This window comes from Niabella pedocola (assembly GCF_021044425.1).
Taxonomy (GTDB): Bacteria; Bacteroidota; Bacteroidia; order Chitinophagales; family Chitinophagaceae; genus Niabella; species Niabella pedocola.
In genome coordinates this window covers 286,232-304,088 of record NZ_JAJNEC010000008.1, presented here as the reverse complement: position 1 = coordinate 304,088, position 17,857 = coordinate 286,232, and the positions used below count along the sequence as shown (strand labels likewise).

13 protein-coding genes are annotated in these 17,857 nt (G+C 47.8%); 6 read left to right on the top strand and 7 right to left on the bottom strand.

Annotated features, from left to right (window positions below):
• Position 1 precedes the first annotated feature (1 nt).
• Both LQ567_RS25740 and LQ567_RS25735 read left to right on the top strand, forming a co-directional pair.
• Positions 2 to 1,801: an HSP90 family protein gene (locus LQ567_RS25740; protein ID WP_231008802.1), complete on the top strand. Its 1,800-nt coding sequence runs from the start codon at positions 2 to 4 to the stop codon at positions 1,799 to 1,801.
• 10 nt (positions 1,802 to 1,811) lie between these two features.
• On the top strand, positions 1,812 to 2,882 hold the full coding sequence (locus LQ567_RS25735; protein ID WP_231008801.1) for a hypothetical protein: 1,071 nt from the start codon (positions 1,812 to 1,814) through the stop codon (positions 2,880 to 2,882).
• 238 nt (positions 2,883 to 3,120) lie between these two features.
• Here LQ567_RS25735 and LQ567_RS25730 read toward each other — a convergent pair whose 3' ends face one another.
• From LQ567_RS25730 to LQ567_RS25720, 3 genes are all read right to left on the bottom strand, one after another.
• Positions 3,121 to 4,410, bottom strand: a complete 1,290-nt coding sequence (locus tag LQ567_RS25730) for an aminopeptidase P family protein (protein WP_231008800.1) — start codon at positions 4,408 to 4,410, stop codon at positions 3,121 to 3,123.
• A 1,047-nt stretch (positions 4,411 to 5,457) separates the two neighbouring features.
• On the bottom strand, positions 5,458 to 5,937 hold the full coding sequence (locus tag LQ567_RS25725; protein ID WP_231008799.1) for a helix-turn-helix transcriptional regulator: 480 nt from the start codon (positions 5,935 to 5,937) through the stop codon (positions 5,458 to 5,460).
• Positions 5,938 to 6,148: 211 nt separating this feature from the next.
• Positions 6,149 to 6,988, bottom strand: a complete 840-nt coding sequence (locus tag LQ567_RS25720) for an endonuclease/exonuclease/phosphatase family protein (protein WP_231008798.1) — start codon at positions 6,986 to 6,988, stop codon at positions 6,149 to 6,151.
• A gap of 333 nt (positions 6,989 to 7,321) precedes the next feature.
• On the opposite strand from LQ567_RS25720, the gene LQ567_RS25715 reads away from it, so the two are divergent.
• The 4 genes from LQ567_RS25715 (at position 7,322) to LQ567_RS25700 (ending at position 13,759) form a co-directional block, all read left to right on the top strand.
• Complete coding sequence (locus LQ567_RS25715; protein ID WP_231008797.1) at positions 7,322 to 7,840, top strand: RNA polymerase sigma factor; 519 nt, start codon at positions 7,322 to 7,324, stop codon at positions 7,838 to 7,840.
• A gap of 53 nt (positions 7,841 to 7,893) precedes the next feature.
• Positions 7,894 to 8,910 carry a FecR family protein gene (locus LQ567_RS25710; RefSeq protein WP_231008796.1) on the top strand — a complete coding sequence of 339 codons (1,017 nt, stop codon included), beginning with the start codon at positions 7,894 to 7,896 and terminating at the stop codon, positions 8,908 to 8,910.
• A gap of 86 nt (positions 8,911 to 8,996) precedes the next feature.
• On the top strand, positions 8,997 to 12,137 hold the full coding sequence (locus LQ567_RS25705) for a SusC/RagA family TonB-linked outer membrane protein (RefSeq protein WP_231008795.1): 3,141 nt from the start codon (positions 8,997 to 8,999) through the stop codon (positions 12,135 to 12,137).
• A gap of 32 nt (positions 12,138 to 12,169) precedes the next feature.
• On the top strand, positions 12,170 to 13,759 hold the full coding sequence (locus LQ567_RS25700) for a RagB/SusD family nutrient uptake outer membrane protein (protein ID WP_231008794.1): 1,590 nt from the start codon (positions 12,170 to 12,172) through the stop codon (positions 13,757 to 13,759).
• 205 nt (positions 13,760 to 13,964) lie between these two features.
• Here the strand turns inward: LQ567_RS25700 and LQ567_RS25695 are convergent, their stop codons facing one another.
• The 4 genes from LQ567_RS25695 to LQ567_RS25680 form a co-directional block, all read right to left on the bottom strand.
• A complete protein-coding gene (locus LQ567_RS25695) occupies positions 13,965 to 14,603 on the bottom strand; it encodes a deoxynucleoside kinase (RefSeq protein ID WP_231008793.1) in 639 nt (212 codons plus the stop codon).
• Positions 14,604 to 14,674: 71 nt separating this feature from the next.
• Positions 14,675 to 15,679 carry a tryptophan--tRNA ligase gene (gene trpS / locus LQ567_RS25690; RefSeq protein ID WP_231008792.1) on the bottom strand — a complete coding sequence of 335 codons (1,005 nt, stop codon included), beginning with the start codon at positions 15,677 to 15,679 and terminating at the stop codon, positions 14,675 to 14,677.
• Between the two features lie 91 nt (positions 15,680 to 15,770).
• Entirely contained in the window at positions 15,771 to 16,409 is a 639-nt protein-coding gene (locus tag LQ567_RS25685; RefSeq protein ID WP_231008791.1) for a murein L,D-transpeptidase catalytic domain-containing protein, read from the bottom strand.
• 74 nt (positions 16,410 to 16,483) lie between these two features.
• Entirely contained in the window at positions 16,484 to 17,683 is a 1,200-nt protein-coding gene (locus LQ567_RS25680) for a bifunctional 3,4-dihydroxy-2-butanone-4-phosphate synthase/GTP cyclohydrolase II (RefSeq protein ID WP_231008790.1), read from the bottom strand.
• Positions 17,684 to 17,857 lie beyond the last annotated feature (174 nt).

The window sequence follows — 17,857 nt, the reverse complement described above, 5'->3', positions numbered from 1 at the left end:
CATGGAAACATCAAACAAAGAATACTACTCCTTTCAGGTAAACCTGCAAGGGATGATCAGCCTTTTGTCGGAGCACCTGTACAGCAATCCGAATACATTTATAAGAGAGCTGCTGCAAAATGCCGTGGATGCTATCGCGGCGTTGCGCCAGCTGGATGAGGGCCTTGAAGGAGAGGTGCGCATTGCGTTGCCGGATCCGGCTGAAGCACATCCCGTTTTCAGTTTCCAGGATAATGGTATCGGCTTAAGGGAACATGAGATCCACGAGTTCCTTTCGGTGATCGGCGAAAGTTCCAAACGGAAAAATGCGGAAGATGCGCGGTTATTCATCGGGAAGTTTGGTATCGGGTTATTGTCCTGCTTTGTGGTCAGCGAGGCCATTACCATCGAAACACGCTCGGCTTTCGATCAGAAGGGTTTTCGCTGGTCGGCATTTAACGACGGGCGTTACCACATTGATCCTGTAGAGGCGCTGCCCATTGGAACCAAGGTATACCTTACGCCCAAAAAAAATTACGTACACCTGTTTCGCCCGGAAAACTTTATTCCGCAGATCCGGTTTTATGGTGATGCATTGCCCGAATCCATCACCGTGGTGGCCAATGGCGAGGAAAAAAGGATCAATCCCGACCCCCCGGTGTGGCTGAATCCGGAAGCAGACCGGGATGCTTTGTTACAGGCAGGCAGAGACATTTTTCAACTTACGTTCCTGGATGCGGTACCCTTTCAAACGGAGTCGGGTGAATGTGCGGGTGTACTGTATATATTACCTTATAAAACCCAGTTTTCCGTAAAACAGCATCATCGGATTTATTTAAAGCGGATGTTTTTGTCGGAAACAGATAACGGGCTGTTGCCCTCCTGGGCGTTTTTTGTAAAGATGATCGTAAACAGTAATGCCCTCAGCGCTACTGCTTCCCGCGAATCCCTGATGCAGAATGACCTGCTGCGGGGCACGCGCAAAGCGATCGGTGAAACGCTGAAGTCCTATCTTAAAAGCATCCGGGATATAGACCTGCAGGTATATCTGAAGATCATACAAACCCATTTCCTGCACTTAAAGGCTATGGCTGCAGAGGATGATGAATTTCTCCGGCTGATACTGGATGACCTTCCGTTTGAAACCAATAAGGGACTGCGGAGTTTTAAGAATATCCGTGAACAGTTTCCGGTGATCTATTACTGCGCCGACTACGAAGAATTCAAACAGGTACAACGGATCGCCGAATTTCAGGGGGTACTGGTTTTGAACGTGGCTTATACATTTGAAGAAGAACTGTTGAAAAAAATAAAAGGCATCCGGAAAGAGTTGAACATCCAGGAAATGTCTTCGGCCAAACTGCTGGACACGTTTGTAAATATCAGCGCGGAGGAGGCTACCCGTTACCGGTCCTTTATGGATAAGCTGGCTGGTTTTACCCGGCCGTTGCATTGCACGGTGAGCCTGAAGTATTTTGAACCGAAAGATACACCGGCCATTTTTACACGGGCAGATGAAGATTTTGCAGAGGCTACTATAAAAAAACTGAAGGCCAGTAATAATCCTTTTGCCAATGCCCTGGGCAGTTTGCAGCAGCAACCCGCGTTGCTGAACCAGTTTTGCCTGAACATGCATAACGAGCTGGTACAAAATATGCTTACACTGGATGATGACTATATGTTACAGGCCATTACGGAAGTGTTGTATGTGCAGGCATTGCTGATGGGCAAATACCCGGTTAGTGAAAAGCAGATGCAGCTTTTTAACAGCGCGCTGCATTCGCTGCTGGTAATGGGAATGAAAAACTTTATTCAGATTTAAAACATGTAATATGTTATACACCTTAAAAATTCAGAAGTTATTAAACCAGGGCGAAGAACTTTCCCTGCCGGAGGAGAAAATAAAGCTGCTGTTGCAGGCAATAAAAATTGCGGACGAGAACGAGGATGTCGAATGGGGGTATGATCTGCGGCTGATGCTGATTGAAACGGAACGGGATGTGGCTTTTACCAAAGAATCCATTCCTGCTTTTGCGTGGATACTGAACGTTTGTGATGAACACCCGGACCTGTTTTCAGAAACGGATTTTTTATGGCAATATAAATGGATGATGGCGGATCTGTATGATAACCCCCAGGTGTCACGGGAGCAGGTACATGCAGCCCTGGAAGATTTTAAACTGCGATTGCAACGGAACGGCTATGGATTGCGGGCCTATTATAATGAATTGTACAGTGATGCGCTGGTACAGAAGGATGCAGCGCTGATACAGGAATACGGCGCGAAACTGAAAACGGTTACCCGCGACCAGATGAGCGATTGTGAAGCCTGTGAAATGGATGCCGAAGTAAGTGCCACGTTTGAATTGCAGGGGTTTGAACAGGGGCATGAACAGGCACTGCCACTGCTGGAAAAGCAATATACCTGTGTACATGTACCGATGCGCACCCTGGCAAATCTGAGCTATGAAGCCTTTAAAAATAACCAGCCGGAGCTGGCAAGGGAATTTTGTGAAAAAGCCGATGTAGAACTGGAAGCATTAACACATGATGCCTCTGCTTTGTTATCAGAAATAAAGCTGCTGGTATTTAAGGCGTTCGCAAGCCCTGCGGTTGCAAAGGAACAGCTAGAGCAATTGATACCCAGGGTGGCCGGTAACCAGGGCCGCAAGGTGTTCCAGATGGCCCTTTATCTGATAGAAGGCCTGCGCCAGTTTCCGGAGCCCACTCTTTTTAACCTGCTGCTGAAGGAAGACCATGCTTTGCTGCAGGCCGGGAAAACGGTTTATACCCGCGATGAACTGCTGGCGTACTTTGAACAGGTTGCCCGTGATATTGCAGTATTGTTTGACCGGCGCAACGGGAATCAGAACTTTATAAAGCAGCTGGAAGCTATTGGTTGACGCAAGTCCGGTATACTAACAATCCAGTATTCATTTTAAACAACATCGAGTATAGGGGTGATCAAGCTTTGTGAAAGGATACATCAGATCTTGGAGTTTCTCAGGCTGTTTATCGTTGACTGTTTAGAACAGCATGTTTCATTGATCCCCGTTGTCCCAAGGATCGCCTTTATAGCAAACAAAAACAGCGGCCGGAGTTACCGGACCGCTGTTCTTATATGCTGCCGTTGCTAAATGCTTAACTGTTCATCAATGTTTCAATATCATCTGCTTCAATCGGCATGGTCTTCATCAGGTCGATATTGCCGCTGCGGGTAAGCAGGAAATTATTTTCTATGCGCACACCGAGTTGCTCCTCCTCAATATAAATACCCGGCTCAATAGTTAATACCATACCCGCCTTTAACGGTGCGCGGAAGGGGCCCAGGTCGTGCACATCGATGCCCAGGTGATGGCTGATGCCGTGATAAAGGTATTTGCGATAAGCCCTGTTTTCCGGGTCTTCGTTTTTGATATCAGCCTTGCTGAGTAACCCCAGTTTGATAAACTGCTTCGTGGCTTCGTCGCCCACTTTTTCATGATAATTAACGATGGTAATACCGGGTTTCAATATGGAAGCCGCGTAGCGGTGCAGTTGTAAGCAGGCATTGTATACGTCCTTCTGGCGCTTGGTAAACCGCCCGTTTACAGGAATGGTGCGGGTAAGATCGGCATTATAGCCCCCATATTCTGCTCCAAAATCCATCAGGATCAGTTCGCCGCTCAGGCATTGCTGGTTATTGCTTACATAGTGCAGGGTGCGGGCCCGGTCGCCGCTGGCGATGATGCTGCCATATCCTTCCCGGGTAGCGCGATTGCTGAGGAAGGAATGCAGGATCTCGGCCTCAATTTCAAATTCCCATACACCGGGTTTGATAAATTGCAATAAGCGCCGGAATGTTTTTTCGGTAATGCCGATCGCTTTTTGGATCACTTCCACTTCCTCCGGCGTTTTAATAGCGCGTAGTTCTTTTAACACGGGTGCCGCCCGTTTATACTGGTGTAACGGAAATTTTTCCTTCAGTTCCTTTATATAACGGTATTGGCGGGTTTCAAGCCAGGAGCTCTTGCGGTCATTTTCATTGGTGTCCAGGTAAATCGTTTCAGATGCGTGGATCCAGGAGGTAAGCAGGGCCGGCAATGTATCCAGCCATACAATGGTTTTAATGCCGCTGATGGCCGCCGCCTCACCGGCCCGCAGACGCTTGCCGTCCCATTTTTCTTTCAGCTCGTTCGGACGTACCAGTACCAGCACCTCGCGGTACTTGGGATCCGGATTATCGGGATAAAGGATTACCATGCTGTCTTCCTGCTGAATCCCAGAAAGCCAGAACAGGCTGCTGTTGGGTTTGTATTTGTAAAGCGCATCGCCGTTTTCCGGCATTTCATCATTGGCTAAAAAAACAGCAATGGAGTTCCGCTCCATTTTGTCCGTAAACCGTTTGCGGTTTTTAATAAAGATCTGCGGATTCAGTGGTAAATATTTCATGTGTCTGTATTTAATCGAAACAACCGTTTGCCGTGCAAAACCAATTGTTTATGGGTTTCAAATATACGTAAAACTATCAACCGGTAGCATTGTGTACAGGGCGGAGAGGGGCGGTGGTGACAAAACATGCGTACCGTTATTGAAAATGTCATCCGGACTTTTTCCGGGATCTTTTCCGTTTGAGGATCCACGTGGAGCATACATAGATGCGAGCAATCCCGATTGCCATCGGGACGGCATGACTGAAGCTTGATTGATTTCCAATACATAAATAACCTATCACGGCCAATTTATTTCGGCGGCTATTCCTGTTTCAGAAACTATGTGAATAAAGCAGATACTGAGCAAAAGCTGGAATAAGTTCAGCTTGAAATGGTCCGGATGACGAAGGCAAGGTTGTTTTCAAAATAGCAGAACTCCGTTGAAGTATCGATGGGGATATGGCCTGACGATGCTGCTGCAATAACAATGCGTAAAAAAAAGAGCTGCCCTAAGAATAGGACAGCCTTCAAAATAAACACCACTTATACAAAGTTAAGATGGACGTTTTTTTGCTTTCAATGTAAACCTCGATCCTTTTTTATTAAGTGCATAAAGCACATTCATAAAATATCTTATTTATGTTACCTGATCGTTTCCGGACTGAAAAACGAGGGTAAGGACATCTACTTTTTTTTCAGAAATGCCGCTCTTAAATGATACCCGGCATCACCCGCTTTATGGCCTGAATTTTCAAATACGGCAATACCTGCCAATTCGAAAAAATCAAGCTCCGCTATAAAAAAACAAAACATGCGTGGTAAGCGTTTTACACAAAAACCTGCCGATTTTGGCGCTACCAATCTGGTAGGCTAAACTGATATGACGGACAATGATCGGTCTGAAGCTGTCATAAGCAGATTTAGGCTGCATGCATCCTGTTAATCTATCTGGTTGTAATTCTGGCTACAAATATCACCTACTTTGTTATCCCCGGCAATACCCCAATTGGGGTATTTTTGACCACTAGCCGCAGCGCCATAAAGATCCATCAGGAATGACGGGCAGTTACAGCAGCATCGAGTAAAAAATGAGTTCTTTTACGCTGTTGCATCCCAGCTTCCTGAAAATATTTTTCCGGTGGGTTCTTACGGTATCCGTGGAAATAAAAAGCAGGCTACCGATTTCAGTGCTGGAATGCCCCTTTGAGAGCAGGCCGCAGATCTGTTTTTCCCGGGTGCTCAGCTGTTCGATACTCTTTTTGTATTTAGAGAGCATGGGCTTGTTTTTCAGGTAGAAATCGATCGTTTTAACGTATTCAAAAACCTCATCCCGGTCTAATTTTATAGATAATGTGATCTTCTTTTTTTTGGGAGTGGCGTTTTGCCGGATGATTTCCATCGTGATGCCAAGGAGATTATCATTGCCTGTTAACGCTGCTTCGGCTTTAACAACCTCTGATAAATTTGCAGTACCATTCTGTTTCTCCTGAACCCGGTAGGATACGGAAGTCTGTCTTCTGTTATGAACCTCGGCAGGATCACTCATATTTAAGCGGTTATGATTTGTATATCAAAGGTATTTTTTATTAATACGTTAAAAATACCCTATTTGGGGTATTTTTTAACGCATTTGATACCTTGGTCAATAAGCGTACAGTTTGGTATACCCGGACCTCCACCGGGGCGCCGCCGGAAAATTTTTCAACCCTGCCTGCCGGATGCCGGTAACGTTTTGGATGCATACCGGTCCGGAGCTGCTATTTAAAACGGATAACGGCTTCTACGGGGAAGTGGTCTGAAGGATATTTGCCTTGGTAGGTATCCGTTAAGATACCCCAACTCCGGGCATTGCCATTCCGGGTGATGAAAATATGATCGATCACTTCGGTACGGTTTACCGATTTGCCAAAGGCATTAAAGGATCCGTTGTTTGCGTAGGGTTCCTTTACATCCTGGTAACTATCTCTCAGCAGTGTTGAATTTTCGAGGATACGGTACCACTCCGAATTCCGGTCGCCGTTCAGGTCTCCCACCAGCACTGCATTGCTCTTGCCGGCGATGACCGCGATTTTTTTAAGCATCAGTTTGGCACTTTCCACACGGGCTACTTTTCCCTCATGATCAAAATGCACGCTGAAAAAATAGAATTTTTTGCCGGTCTTTTTATCTTTCAGGGCTACCCAGGAACAAATGCGGTTGCAGCAACGGGCATCCCAGCCTTTTCCCGGTTTATCCGGCGTTTCCGACAACCAGAAATCGCCGGATTGTAACAGCGTGAATTGATCCTTTTTATAAAAAATGGCAGAATGCTCGCCTTTATCCGCTCCATCGTCGCGCCCTTTACCATAGCGTGCATAAGCAGGCAGGCGCTCGCTGATATCATCCAGCTGGTTTTTAAAACCTTCCTGGGTTCCAAACACATCAAAATCGTGGTAACGGATCAGGTTGGCTACAGGCGTGGCCCGGTCTTTCCAAAGATTGCCCTGATCGGCATTGGTTTCCATCCGGATATTGAACGTGGCCACCTTGAGCTGTTGCGCCGCAGCATGATAAAGGGTTCCGCATATAAGCGTCATCGCCAGTAAGTATCGCATCATAATCGTATCGTATTTAATTACAATCGTGTGGGTGCCAAGTTAGGATTTTGTTGTTGATTTCCAGAAAGGAAGGATAAAAATAATATACAGCGGGCCCAATACCCGAAACCGCAGGTGGATTACCAGATTGTTATATTTGGAACCGAAGGCTACGGGAAAGGGCCGGGTATTTCCAAAAGTACTATCTTCATAAAACTTCCGGAGCAACATGAGACCCGAAGGAGCGCCTCGTTACAGGCGCAACGATCTGATTTCGCGGCCGCCGGGTGTGTATTGTTTTGTGTAAATATTGATGTAACTTTAAAGTTGACTACCAGCCGGTATATGCTTGCAATGCTTCAAAAAATCAGGGAGGGAGATCAGGAGTCATTTCACGAGTTTTACAACTTGTTTCATGCACGCCTGTATCAGTACATTTATATGTATACCCGTTCCGAATGGCTGGCCGAAGAAACGGTGCAGCTGAGTTTTATAAAGATATGGGAGCAACGGAAAAAATTATCTACAGAATACAGCCTGTCTACCCAGTTATTCCGGGTAGCCAAAAGTACCCTGATCGATCTGCTGCGTAAAAATAAGATCCGGGAAGTGGTGCAGCTTCCGCACCCCGAAGTGCTTACCGAAGAAGGTTCGGTGATAACCGCCATTGAAATGAAGGATGACCTGAAGCGGGTAATGAAGACCATTCACAACCTGCCGGTGATGCAGCAACAGGTGCTTACCCAAACCCGTATCAACGACCTTTCTCATAAAGAAACCGCAGCCCTGCTTTCCATTTCTGCCAAAACCGTTGAAACGCACGTTACAAGAGCCGTTCGCAGGCTGAAGAAAACCCTTTCAGTATTTTTTTAAAAAAAGTGTGTACCCGTGTAGGGGATTTTTTTTGTTTGTACGAACAATACAATATGGAAATGTCTCCGGAATTATTGCAACGCTTTTTTGCAGGACGCTGTTCAAAAGAACAGGAGGCCGGGATAAGGGCATGGCTGGCAAAGCATCCGGAAATACTGGAACCCTATATGACCGACCAGGGCTGGGAGCAATTTCAAGCCACCGGTACCATACCTCCGGGTGCGTCCGAGCGAATGCAGCGGTATTTGCTTAGAAGCATGCGCAGGCGTACCTATTACCTGCGATGGAGTGCCGCTGCTGCAATACTGGTACTGCTGGCGGGCCTGGCATATTTTCAAATGCAGCAAAAGGCGCCGGCATTTGTGCAGGAACCGGCGGCGATGGCTTGTGTGCAGGTGAACAATGCTTCTTTTATCGTAAAGAATATAAAGCTTCCGGACGGCTCGCAGGTGGCACTGGCGCCGGGCAGTATGCTGGAATATGATTCCGTATTTGGAGCGCGCAGGGATGTGCAGTTATCCGGGAATGCTTCCTTTTCCGTTGCAAAAGACCATTCAAAGCCCTTTTGTGTACATACCCGGAACATTAATGTAACGGCCCTGGGAACCGTTTTTAGCGTGGAGGATAAAGATGCGCTGATGACCAGTATCCGGTTGCTGGAAGGAAAAGTGGTGGTAAAGAAAGAAGCACATGTAACCAAGAAGATGGAAGCGGTGTTCCTTAAACCCGGGCAGGAACTGTTGTTCAATAACCTCGATTTCTCTAACAAGGTGCGGCGGTTCGGCGACCGGCCGTTGCCGGAAAGGCCGGTACCAGAGCAACTTTCAGAACCCATTACAACGGTTTTGGAATTTGATAATGAACCCATGAACACGGTGTTTAAAAAAATAGAACGGGCATATCATATAAAGATCGGGTTCAACGAAGCCGCAGTAAAGGATATGCGTTTTACCGGTACCTACCGGCCATCTTCAGAAACCATCGAGCAGTTTCTGAATACACTTGTATTGTTAAATCATCTTAAAATGGAGAAAACAACAACAGGGTTCCTGATCCGTACCAGCGATTAAACCAGAATGCCTGTATCCAGATAAATAAGCATGTTCACACCCGGGAGGAATCCGGATTTTTAAGAAAAACTAAATCAAAATCTGTTATGAAGCAATTACGCATCGTACTGCTATGGCTTGTCTGTGCCCCTTGTATTGCATTTGGGCAGGGCGGCGGAACCAACTCCGCAACGGGAGTGGTAAAAAATGAGAAGGGAGAGCCGATGGCCGGTGCCTCCGTACTTCTTCAGAAAACAAACGAGGGAGGCAATGCCTCAAAGGCACTAAGCACGGCCACCAATCAGAACGGGATCTTTCAGTTCAGCAATATCCCGCTGGGAACCGGGTACCGTTTTATTGTGAGTTATGTAGGGTATCAGTCGGATACCCTGGAGGGTTATGAGGTGAATGAAAGCAGCCGCATTTCCATCAGTGTGGAGCTGCAGCCCAGCGGAAGTGCCTTGGATAAGGTGGTGGTTATCGGTTATGGCTCTATGCGCAAGAAGGATCTTTCGGCGGCCGTGGCAACGGTTCCGGACCTGGAGCAGGCCAAAAGCAGACCGGTGCTGAACGTAGAAAATATGATGCAGGGAAAGGTACCGGGTATCACCGTAACCAACGACGGAGGGCATCCGGACCGGGGTGCAAAAGTGGTGATCCGGGGTATTGGTAACCGGAGCGGGGAAAGCCCGCTATATGTGGTAGACGGGGTGCCCAATGCGCCCTATAACCCGGCGGATGTAGAATCCATTACTGTATTAAAGGATGCTGCATCTGCGGCTATTTATGGTGCTTTCTCCGGTGCAGCCGGCGTCATTCTGGTAACTACCCGGCAGGCTAAAAAAGGAGAACCTACGGTAGAATACGCCGGCTTTGCGGGTGCAAAAAAAGCCTGGCGCTTACCGCAGTCGTTAACCGCGGAGAAGGAAGCAGAGGTGGCCAATTTGGCTGCAGCCAATGCCGGCTCCCAGCCGTTGGATGGATGGAATGCGACTAAAAATCCGTACGCGCAGGAAACCCGTACAGACTGGGTTGGTTCCATTTTCCGTACCGGGTTGATTCAGCGCCATACGGTAACCCTGAATGCCGGTACTGAAAAATTCAGCACGTTGTTCCAGGGGCGTTACGAAGAAAACCAGGGAACCCTCCTCAATACTTATGCAAAAAATATGTCACTGCGATTCAACGCAGGCTATCAAATTGCACCCAATGTAAAATTCAGACAGGAACTGTTTTATAACAATAGCGATAGCCGCGGTACGTTAACCGAAAGTGGTTACGATGGTACCATCCTGTCGGCGATTTATATGCCGCGCTCGGCCACGGTGTATTACCCGGACGGCAGTTTTGGCGGCGTAGGTCCGCGGGAATCGGCCTACCTGGGTATTCATGGGGATGTAGTAAACCCGGTGGCCACCCTGTTGCGGAATAAACCCGATAATAAGAATATAGATATTCAGTCGGTTTCGGAACTGACGATTAACAACCTGTTCACGCGCGGACTTTCATTCATTACCCGTTTCTCCTACCGCCAGGGGCAATCGCTGTATAAAAGTTTTATACCCCGCCGTACGGAGCCCGGCAAACCCAATAATGCCAACCAGCTGGATTACCGGACGGATAAGTCGAATAACTGGATCTGGGAGAATACGCTGAATTATGCGCGGGTGTTTAACCAACATAGCCTGGGACTGATGCTTTCCACCACGGCGCAGCAGAATAGCGCAAAAGGATTCAGTGCTTCCGCAAAAACATTTGACAATGAAGCCACCTGGGCACAGTTCTTTGCCTTTGCCGGTAATTTTACTGACATCCTGCCCAGCGACTGGGATTGGAGAGACCGTAACCTGTCGTACGTAGGACGTTTTTCCTATAGCTGGGCCGACCGCTATTTCATGACCGCCAGCCTGCGGAATGATATAGCCCAGCGGCTGCCGGTAAACAACCGCTCCAAATATTTCCCGGGGCTAACAGCCGCCTGGAAAATCAGCTCCGAACCTTTCTTTAAGGCCGATGCCGTAGATCTGCTGAAGATCCGTGCCAGCTGGGGGCGTATCGGAAATATTAATTCGATCCTGAGTTACTACAGGAATTCCGCTGACGGCTATTATTACGGATATCCCAGTCTTACAAGAGATAATATTTTCCAGGTGGGTAACGGAGGCCAGCAAACCTTTGTGTATTACCTGAATGAATTGAACAATCCAAAACTGAACTGGGAAAGCTCGGAACAAAAAGATATTGGTATCGACATCGGCCTTTTAAATGACCGGCTGACCATCACTGCCGATTATTTTGATAAAATGACCATTGATTTGATCGCTAAACAAACCACCAACTGGCCGGTTGCCATGGGATTTGGCGCGCCCATCATCAACCAGGGGAAGATCAAAAATACCGGCTTTGAATTCAGCGCTACCTGGCGGGGCCGGATCAATGAGCTGAACTATGACCTGAACGGAAACTTTGCAACCCTGAAGAACCGGGTGGCTTATATTGATGAAAATCCCAAGTCGGCCTGGACCAACGACGGCATTACCTGGCGGGGTACGATGAATCCCTATCGCTCGGTGGTAGGACAGCCGTTTAATTCATTCTGGCTGTACAAAACCGGCGGCATTTTTCAAACCGATGCAGAAGCGGCTGCTTATGTAGGTCCGGATGGCAAACGGATACAGCCGAATGCCAAGGCCGGTGATCTGAAGTTTATTGATCAGAACGGTGATGGTAAATTAGATGATCTGAACGACCGCGTATTTATGGGCAATGCCTTTCCAAAAGTGACCTATGGCTTTACCGCAAATGCCAGCTGGAAAAATTTTGATTTCAGTATGTTCTGGCAGGGTGTTGGCGGCGTAAAGCTGTTCCATATATTTAAAGAGTCTACACTTAATGCATCCGAGCAGGGATACAACCGCTGGGACAAGATTCTGGACGCCTGGTCGCCCGCCAACACGGGATCGAATATCCCCCGCATTTCCGCTAATGACCCGAATAAAAACTTCCAGACCCCCTCCGACTGGTACCTGGAAAACGGCGATTACCTGCGATTGAAAAGCGTGGTACTGGGCTATAACTTCAACAAGCTATACCGGAATATGAAACTGCGGGTGTATATCAGCGGGGATAACCTGCTGACCATTACCAAATATTCCGGAATGGACCCCGAAGTGGGTGGTTATGGTTTTGACGGCGGTCAGTTCCCCGTATCAAGAATCTATGCAGCGGGTGTACGCCTGACGTTTTAAAAATGGTTAAACAGCAAATTAAAAATCAGTATATGAACTATAAATTGACTTCCATATTGCTCGTAGGCATATTAACACTGGCTTCCTGCAGCAAAAATTGGGTAGACTCCAAACCACAGGGCAGGGCTTCCACCGCGTATCAATGGGATGGTGAAAATAACGTGAATTCGGCTATTGGAGCATTATATGTACCCATGCGCAATGAAGGTACCTGGGGCCGGAACCTGTTCTGGATGCAGAATGCCAGCGATGATCTGATCGTAGGGCGCTCCAAGGCCGATGGGGAGAACATTAAGAACTTTATCTGCTCTGGTAACGAGGGCTATATGAAGGATGGCTGGAACGATCTTTACTGGATGCTGAATAAGGCCAATCTTGCGATCAGCGGTGCTGCAAACGCCACCAATGTTTCCGATGCATTAAAGAGCCGGGTGCTTGGGGAAGCGTATTTTATGCGCGCTTTTGCCCACTTCTGGCTGGCCTATCTCTGGGGGCATAAGGACCAGGGCGTGCCCTATGATGCTGTAGAGAATCCGGAATTTGGCAAGCGGATGTTACCGCAGCTAAAATCGGTTACGGATAATTATGCGGCCATTGCGGCCGACCTGCAAAAGGCCGCCGACCTCCTGCCGTTGTTCAGTACCTATGATGATGCCAATAAAGGACGGGCTCATAAAGCGGCGGCGCTGGGCTACCTGGTAAAAACCTATGCCTACTGGGCACAATTCGATCCCAGCAAATGGACGTTGATCCCCGCCCTTTGTGACCGCATCAAGAATGAATGCGGCCGGGCATTGATTACCGGGAAGGCTACGCCTAAAGACAATTATAAAGCGGTATTTACCATTGCCAATAACTGGAGCAGTGAGTATATATGGTCTGTAACATCCGGACCTCTGGGCGGGTCTGAATTTATGGGTGTTGTGCTGGAAAATAAAGGCTGGGGTGTATACAATGGCTGGGGCTACTTTCAGCCAACCGAGGAATTATACGACGAATATGAGCTGAATGATCCCCGCAGGGAAGCAACCATTTTGAAATTTGGCGATAAGTTTACGTTTTTTGGGGTGCAGCGGAGCTATTCTTCAACCAATAGCCTCTCCGGTTTCCAGATCAATAAATATATGGAGCCCTATAGCTATGGCTCTAACAGCGATCCAAAGACCAATGATAAGATCAACCAGAACGGTGATTATCCCACCACTTCATTAAACCTGCCGTTGATGCGTTATGCCGAGATCCTGTTGTTTAAGGCTGAGGCGCTCATTCAGCAGGGAAAGAACGGGGAAGCCGCCGCACCGCTGAACGAAGTACGGGCGAGGGTGGGCCTGCTGCCGATCGCGAACCCTACACTCAATGACTTAAAACACGAACGCCGTTGCGAACTGGGCTGTGAGTGGACAGACCGGTTGATGGACCTGAAACGCTGGAACGATGTAGCCAAGATCAATGCTCCGTTACACGGACGGAATCATGCAGATAAATCCAACCCCGCTTCACCCTACACGATTCAGCAGGTTTGGCCGGCCCGCAATTATACCCAGGCAAAAATGGCCTGGCCCATTGCGCCGGACGAGATCAATCTGAGTGGTGGTGTATATAAGCAAACACCCGGGTGGTAATGTTTTTCTGACAACATAAATGCCCTGCGTGCCAGACGGCATGCAGGGCATTATAAACCAAAAGAAGCTGTATCAAAAGTCTTCATTTGTCTGGCCGTTCCGATCATCGGGACCACAAGACTCCTGAATCAACTTTTGATACGGCTTCCTTATTTGATGATTTTAAAAAGTATATCGGCGGTGTTAAAGGGCAGCCGCCCCGCTGTTAAAATAACCCGTATAACTGGGAATCGATCTTGGAAATGATCTTGCCGAAATCCTCCACATTGTCGGCAAAATTGTTTTTATCTACATCAATGATCAGCAATTTGCCTTCCTTATATGAACCGATCCACTTATTATAATACTCATTCAACCGCTTTAAATAATCAAGCCGGATATTCTCTTCGTATTCGCGGCCGCGCTTCTGAATCTGCCCTACCAGTGTAGGTACGGAAGCGTTGAGGTAAATCATCAGGTCCGGTGGGCGTACCATCGATTTAAGGGTTTGAAAAAACTGATAGTAATTGTCAAAATCCCGCTTACTCATCAACCCCATCTCGTGCAGGTTGGGCGCAAAAATATTAGCGTCTTCATAAATGGTACGGTCCTGTATAACGGTTTCCGTGCCATTCTGGATATCGATCAGTTGTTTTAACCGGCTGTTCAGGAAATAGATCTGCAGGTTAAAGCTCCAACGGGGCATATCATCATAGAAATCCATCAGGTAGGGATTGTGATCCACATCCTCAAAATTGGGGATCCACTTATAGTGTTTGCTCAACATTTCTGTTAAGGTGGTCTTACCGGCGCCAATATTGCCGGCTATGGCAATGTGTTTGGGTTTGGATTTTGATTTAGCCATATTACGGATGTGATACAGGAATGGTTTTGTAGTGAAAAGTAACCATTCTTTTTTAAATGGTTTTATTTTTCTTAGAAGTATTTTAAGCCCATTGCTTTGCGTACCATATCCATGGTTTTTTCCGCATTCTCCGCTGCTTTTTGAGCGCCTACTTTTAAAATAATGCTCAATGCCCGTTCATCTTCCCGGATCGCTTTTGCTTTTTCCCGGATGGGGCTGATAAAGCGTACCATGTCTTCGGCCAGTTGTTTTTTCAGGTCGCCGTAGCGGATGGTGCAGGCATTAAAGTCGGCATCATATTTTTCAATGACCTCCGGAGCGCATACCAGTTTCATAAGGTCAAAGATATTCACGATATAGTCCGGTTTTTCAGAGTTCGGCCCGGTAGGACCGGCATCTGTTTTGGCTTTCATTACTTTCTTGCGGATGAGGTCGTCGTCGTCCGACAAATAGATCGTAGCATACTGGTTTTCGCTCTTGCTCATTTTTCCCGCTCCATCCAGGCTGGGTACTTTCAGCAATTGCGCGCCATAGTTGAACGCCTTTGGCTCGGGAAATACCTCGCCATAGCGATGGTTAAAACGATTGCCGAACGTACGGGTCATTTCCAGGTGTTGCTCCTGGTCCTTGCCTACAGGAACATACATGGCACGATGAATGAGAATATCTGAAGCCATCAGCACGGGATAGGTGAGCAGTCCTGCGTTTACATTTTCCGGTTGCAGTTTTACCTTGTCCTTAAACGTGGTAGTTTTTTCCAGTTCTCCTTTATAGGCCAGCATATTTAAATAAAGATACAGTTCCGTTGTTTGCGGCAGGTCGCTCTGGCAATACAATACGCATTTGTCCGGGTCCAGACCGCTGGCCAGGTAGTACGAGGTAACAGAAAGTATATGCTCTCTTAATTCCCTGGTATCGGGATGGGTGGTTAATGAATGCAGATCGGCTATAAAAAAATAACAATTGTACTCGTCCTGCATTTTTACGTAATTCCGCAATGCGCCAAAATAATTCCCCAAATGGAGTTGCCCGGTTGGCCGTACTCCACTTAAAACGATTTCTCCTTTTTTACTCATAGGCCGCAAAGATAGATAAAGTTTGATGTTTGAGGTTCGGGGCTTCATGTTTCTAAACCGGGTATCCGGAAACAAGGATCCGGAAATCGGATCAGTCGAATATAGATAGCAATATGGGGCGTGAAGCGGCATCGATGACCGGTTGCAGTGTTTTTAAGAAACCGGCGCTTACGGTAGGGCAGCCGTCGCTTTGACAGATTTCATAATCGACCTCTTTTTCGGGTACGCAGGCATGGGCGTGCAGCACCACGAACCGTTCAAAGGCCTTGCTGTTGCTGCTGTCCAGCCCATATAGTTTGTAGGCCAGCCCAAATTTTCCCTGGTACGATTTCCCTATTTTATAATCACCGAGTGAAGTGCAGCGGCTGCCTACCTCATTGCTGTAGCGTCGCCCCTCCAGCCATTGTTCATTACAGCGCCCGTGTGTTACCAGTCCTGAGGCTATCACCGTATCCCGGCGGAGATCATATACAAAAAAGCGTTTGCGGAAGGAAGGCTGTTGCATATCGATAAGAAACACCAGGGACGGGTTGAATCCCTGCTTCCGGATCCGTTCTTTGATGGCTAATAACCGGGCCGCTCCGGGTTTGTAGCGGTTATCCGGTGCTGCCGTGATGGTTGTTGTAGGCAGTCCGGGCCGGATTTGGCGGCCGGATACGGGGGCGGCAATTTTATAAGCATAAATGCCGCAGGCAAGCAGGAGGATGAAAACGAAAAGGCATTTACCCATAAAAGAAAGGTCGTTTGCTATGGGATGCAAACGACCTCAGATTCCATAATGGAAATAATATGCTGACGAATGATTTAAAACTCGTGTCCCAGTTTTTCTTTTTTTGTACGCAGGTATTTTTCATTGTGCTCGTTGGGAGTGATCACGATCGGAACGCTTTCAATGATCTCCAGTCCGTAACCGATGAGGCCTACGCGCTTCCGCGGATTGTTGCTCATCAGGCGCAGCTTGGTTACATTCAGGTGGCGCAGGATCTGGGCGCCCACACCATAATCCCGTTCGTCCATTTTAAAACCCAGGTGCAGATTAGCTTCCACCGTATCCATACCGTTTTCCTGCAGTTTATAGGCTTTTAGCTTGTTCATAAGGCCGATACCGCGGCCTTCCTGGTTCATATATAAAATAATACCCTTGCCTTCCTGTTCTACCATTTGCATGGCTTTGTGCAGCTGATCGCCGCAATCGCAACGCAGGGAACCCAGGATATCGCCGGTAAAACAGGAAGAATGCACCCGGGTAAGTATCGGTTCGCCCTTTTCCCATTCGCCTTTTATGAGTGCCAGATGCTCATTGTTGCTGTTTTTATCCCTGAAGGCTACCAGGGTAAAGTTGCCGTACTGCGTGGGCATATTCACCCGCACGATTTCCTCTATAAGTGAATCGCGCTTCAGGCGGTATTCGATAAGGTCCTTAATACTGATCAGTTTCAGATCAAACTTTTTGGCCACCTCAACAAGATCGGGGAGCCGGGCCATGGTACCATCATCATTCATGATCTCAACCAGTACGGCGCCATACGGGTAAGGAAACCCGGCCAGCCGTGCCAGGTCGGTTGCCGCTTCGGTATGCCCTACGCGACGCAGTACCCCGCCTTTTTTTGAACGCAGGGGAAAGATATGCCCCGGGCGGCCCAGGTCTGATGGATTGGTAAAGGGATTATTCAGGGCCTCGATGGTTTTAGCCCGGTCCGATGCGGAAATACCCGTACCGCAGCCATTGCCCAGCAGATCTACCGATATTGTAAAGGCCGTTTCATGCAGCGCCGTGTTGTTGGTAACCATCGGGGGAAGATTCAGCTCGTCGCACCGTTCTTCAGGAAGCGGCGTGCAGATCAGCCCGCGGCCGTTTTTGGCCATGAAGTTGACAATTTCGGGAGTGATGGTTGCCGCAGCGGTAATAAAATCGCCTTCATTTTCACGGTCTTCGTCGTCTACAACGATCACGAGTTTGCCATTTTTTATCGCTTCAATGGCACTTTCTATTGTATCAAACATATGTATTGCTGAAATTTATACAAAGATAACGATTGTAAGCGGGGTTTGGTTTATGGTTTCCGCGAATCCTTTATTACAGGCGCCCACGCCGGTGGTATTTGTGAAACGCGCTCCCGTTCCGGAAAATGCAGGTTTCCACCGGACGTTCTGTTGTAATAAGAAAGTTGTGATAAA

What these genes read in the sequence shown, in the direction of transcription:
- LQ567_RS25685 (WP_231008791.1), bottom strand. Translation starts at nt 16,409, where the DNA reads ATGGGTAAATGCCTTTTCGTTTTCATCCTCCTGCTTGCCTGCGGCATT.
- LQ567_RS25730 (WP_231008800.1), bottom strand. Translation starts at nt 4,410, where the DNA reads ATGAAATATTTACCACTGAATCCGCAGATCTTTATTAAAAACCGCAAA.
- LQ567_RS25695 (WP_231008793.1), bottom strand. Translation starts at nt 14,603, where the DNA reads ATGGCTAAATCAAAATCCAAACCCAAACACATTGCCATAGCCGGCAAT.
- LQ567_RS25735 (WP_231008801.1), top strand. Translation starts at nt 1,812, where the DNA reads ATGTTATACACCTTAAAAATTCAGAAGTTATTAAACCAGGGCGAAGAA.
- trpS (WP_231008792.1), bottom strand. Translation starts at nt 15,679, where the DNA reads ATGAGTAAAAAAGGAGAAATCGTTTTAAGTGGAGTACGGCCAACCGGG.
- LQ567_RS25715 (WP_231008797.1), top strand. Translation starts at nt 7,322, where the DNA reads ATGCTTCAAAAAATCAGGGAGGGAGATCAGGAGTCATTTCACGAGTTT.
- LQ567_RS25680 (WP_231008790.1), bottom strand. Translation starts at nt 17,683, where the DNA reads ATGTTTGATACAATAGAAAGTGCCATTGAAGCGATAAAAAATGGCAAA.
- LQ567_RS25720 (WP_231008798.1), bottom strand. Translation starts at nt 6,988, where the DNA reads ATGATGCGATACTTACTGGCGATGACGCTTATATGCGGAACCCTTTAT.
- LQ567_RS25710 (WP_231008796.1), top strand. Translation starts at nt 7,894, where the DNA reads ATGGAAATGTCTCCGGAATTATTGCAACGCTTTTTTGCAGGACGCTGT.
- LQ567_RS25725 (WP_231008799.1), bottom strand. Translation starts at nt 5,937, where the DNA reads ATGAGTGATCCTGCCGAGGTTCATAACAGAAGACAGACTTCCGTATCC.
- LQ567_RS25740 (WP_231008802.1), top strand. Translation starts at nt 2, where the DNA reads ATGGAAACATCAAACAAAGAATACTACTCCTTTCAGGTAAACCTGCAA.
- LQ567_RS25705 (WP_231008795.1), top strand. Translation starts at nt 8,997, where the DNA reads ATGAAGCAATTACGCATCGTACTGCTATGGCTTGTCTGTGCCCCTTGT.
- LQ567_RS25700 (WP_231008794.1), top strand. Translation starts at nt 12,170, where the DNA reads ATGAACTATAAATTGACTTCCATATTGCTCGTAGGCATATTAACACTG.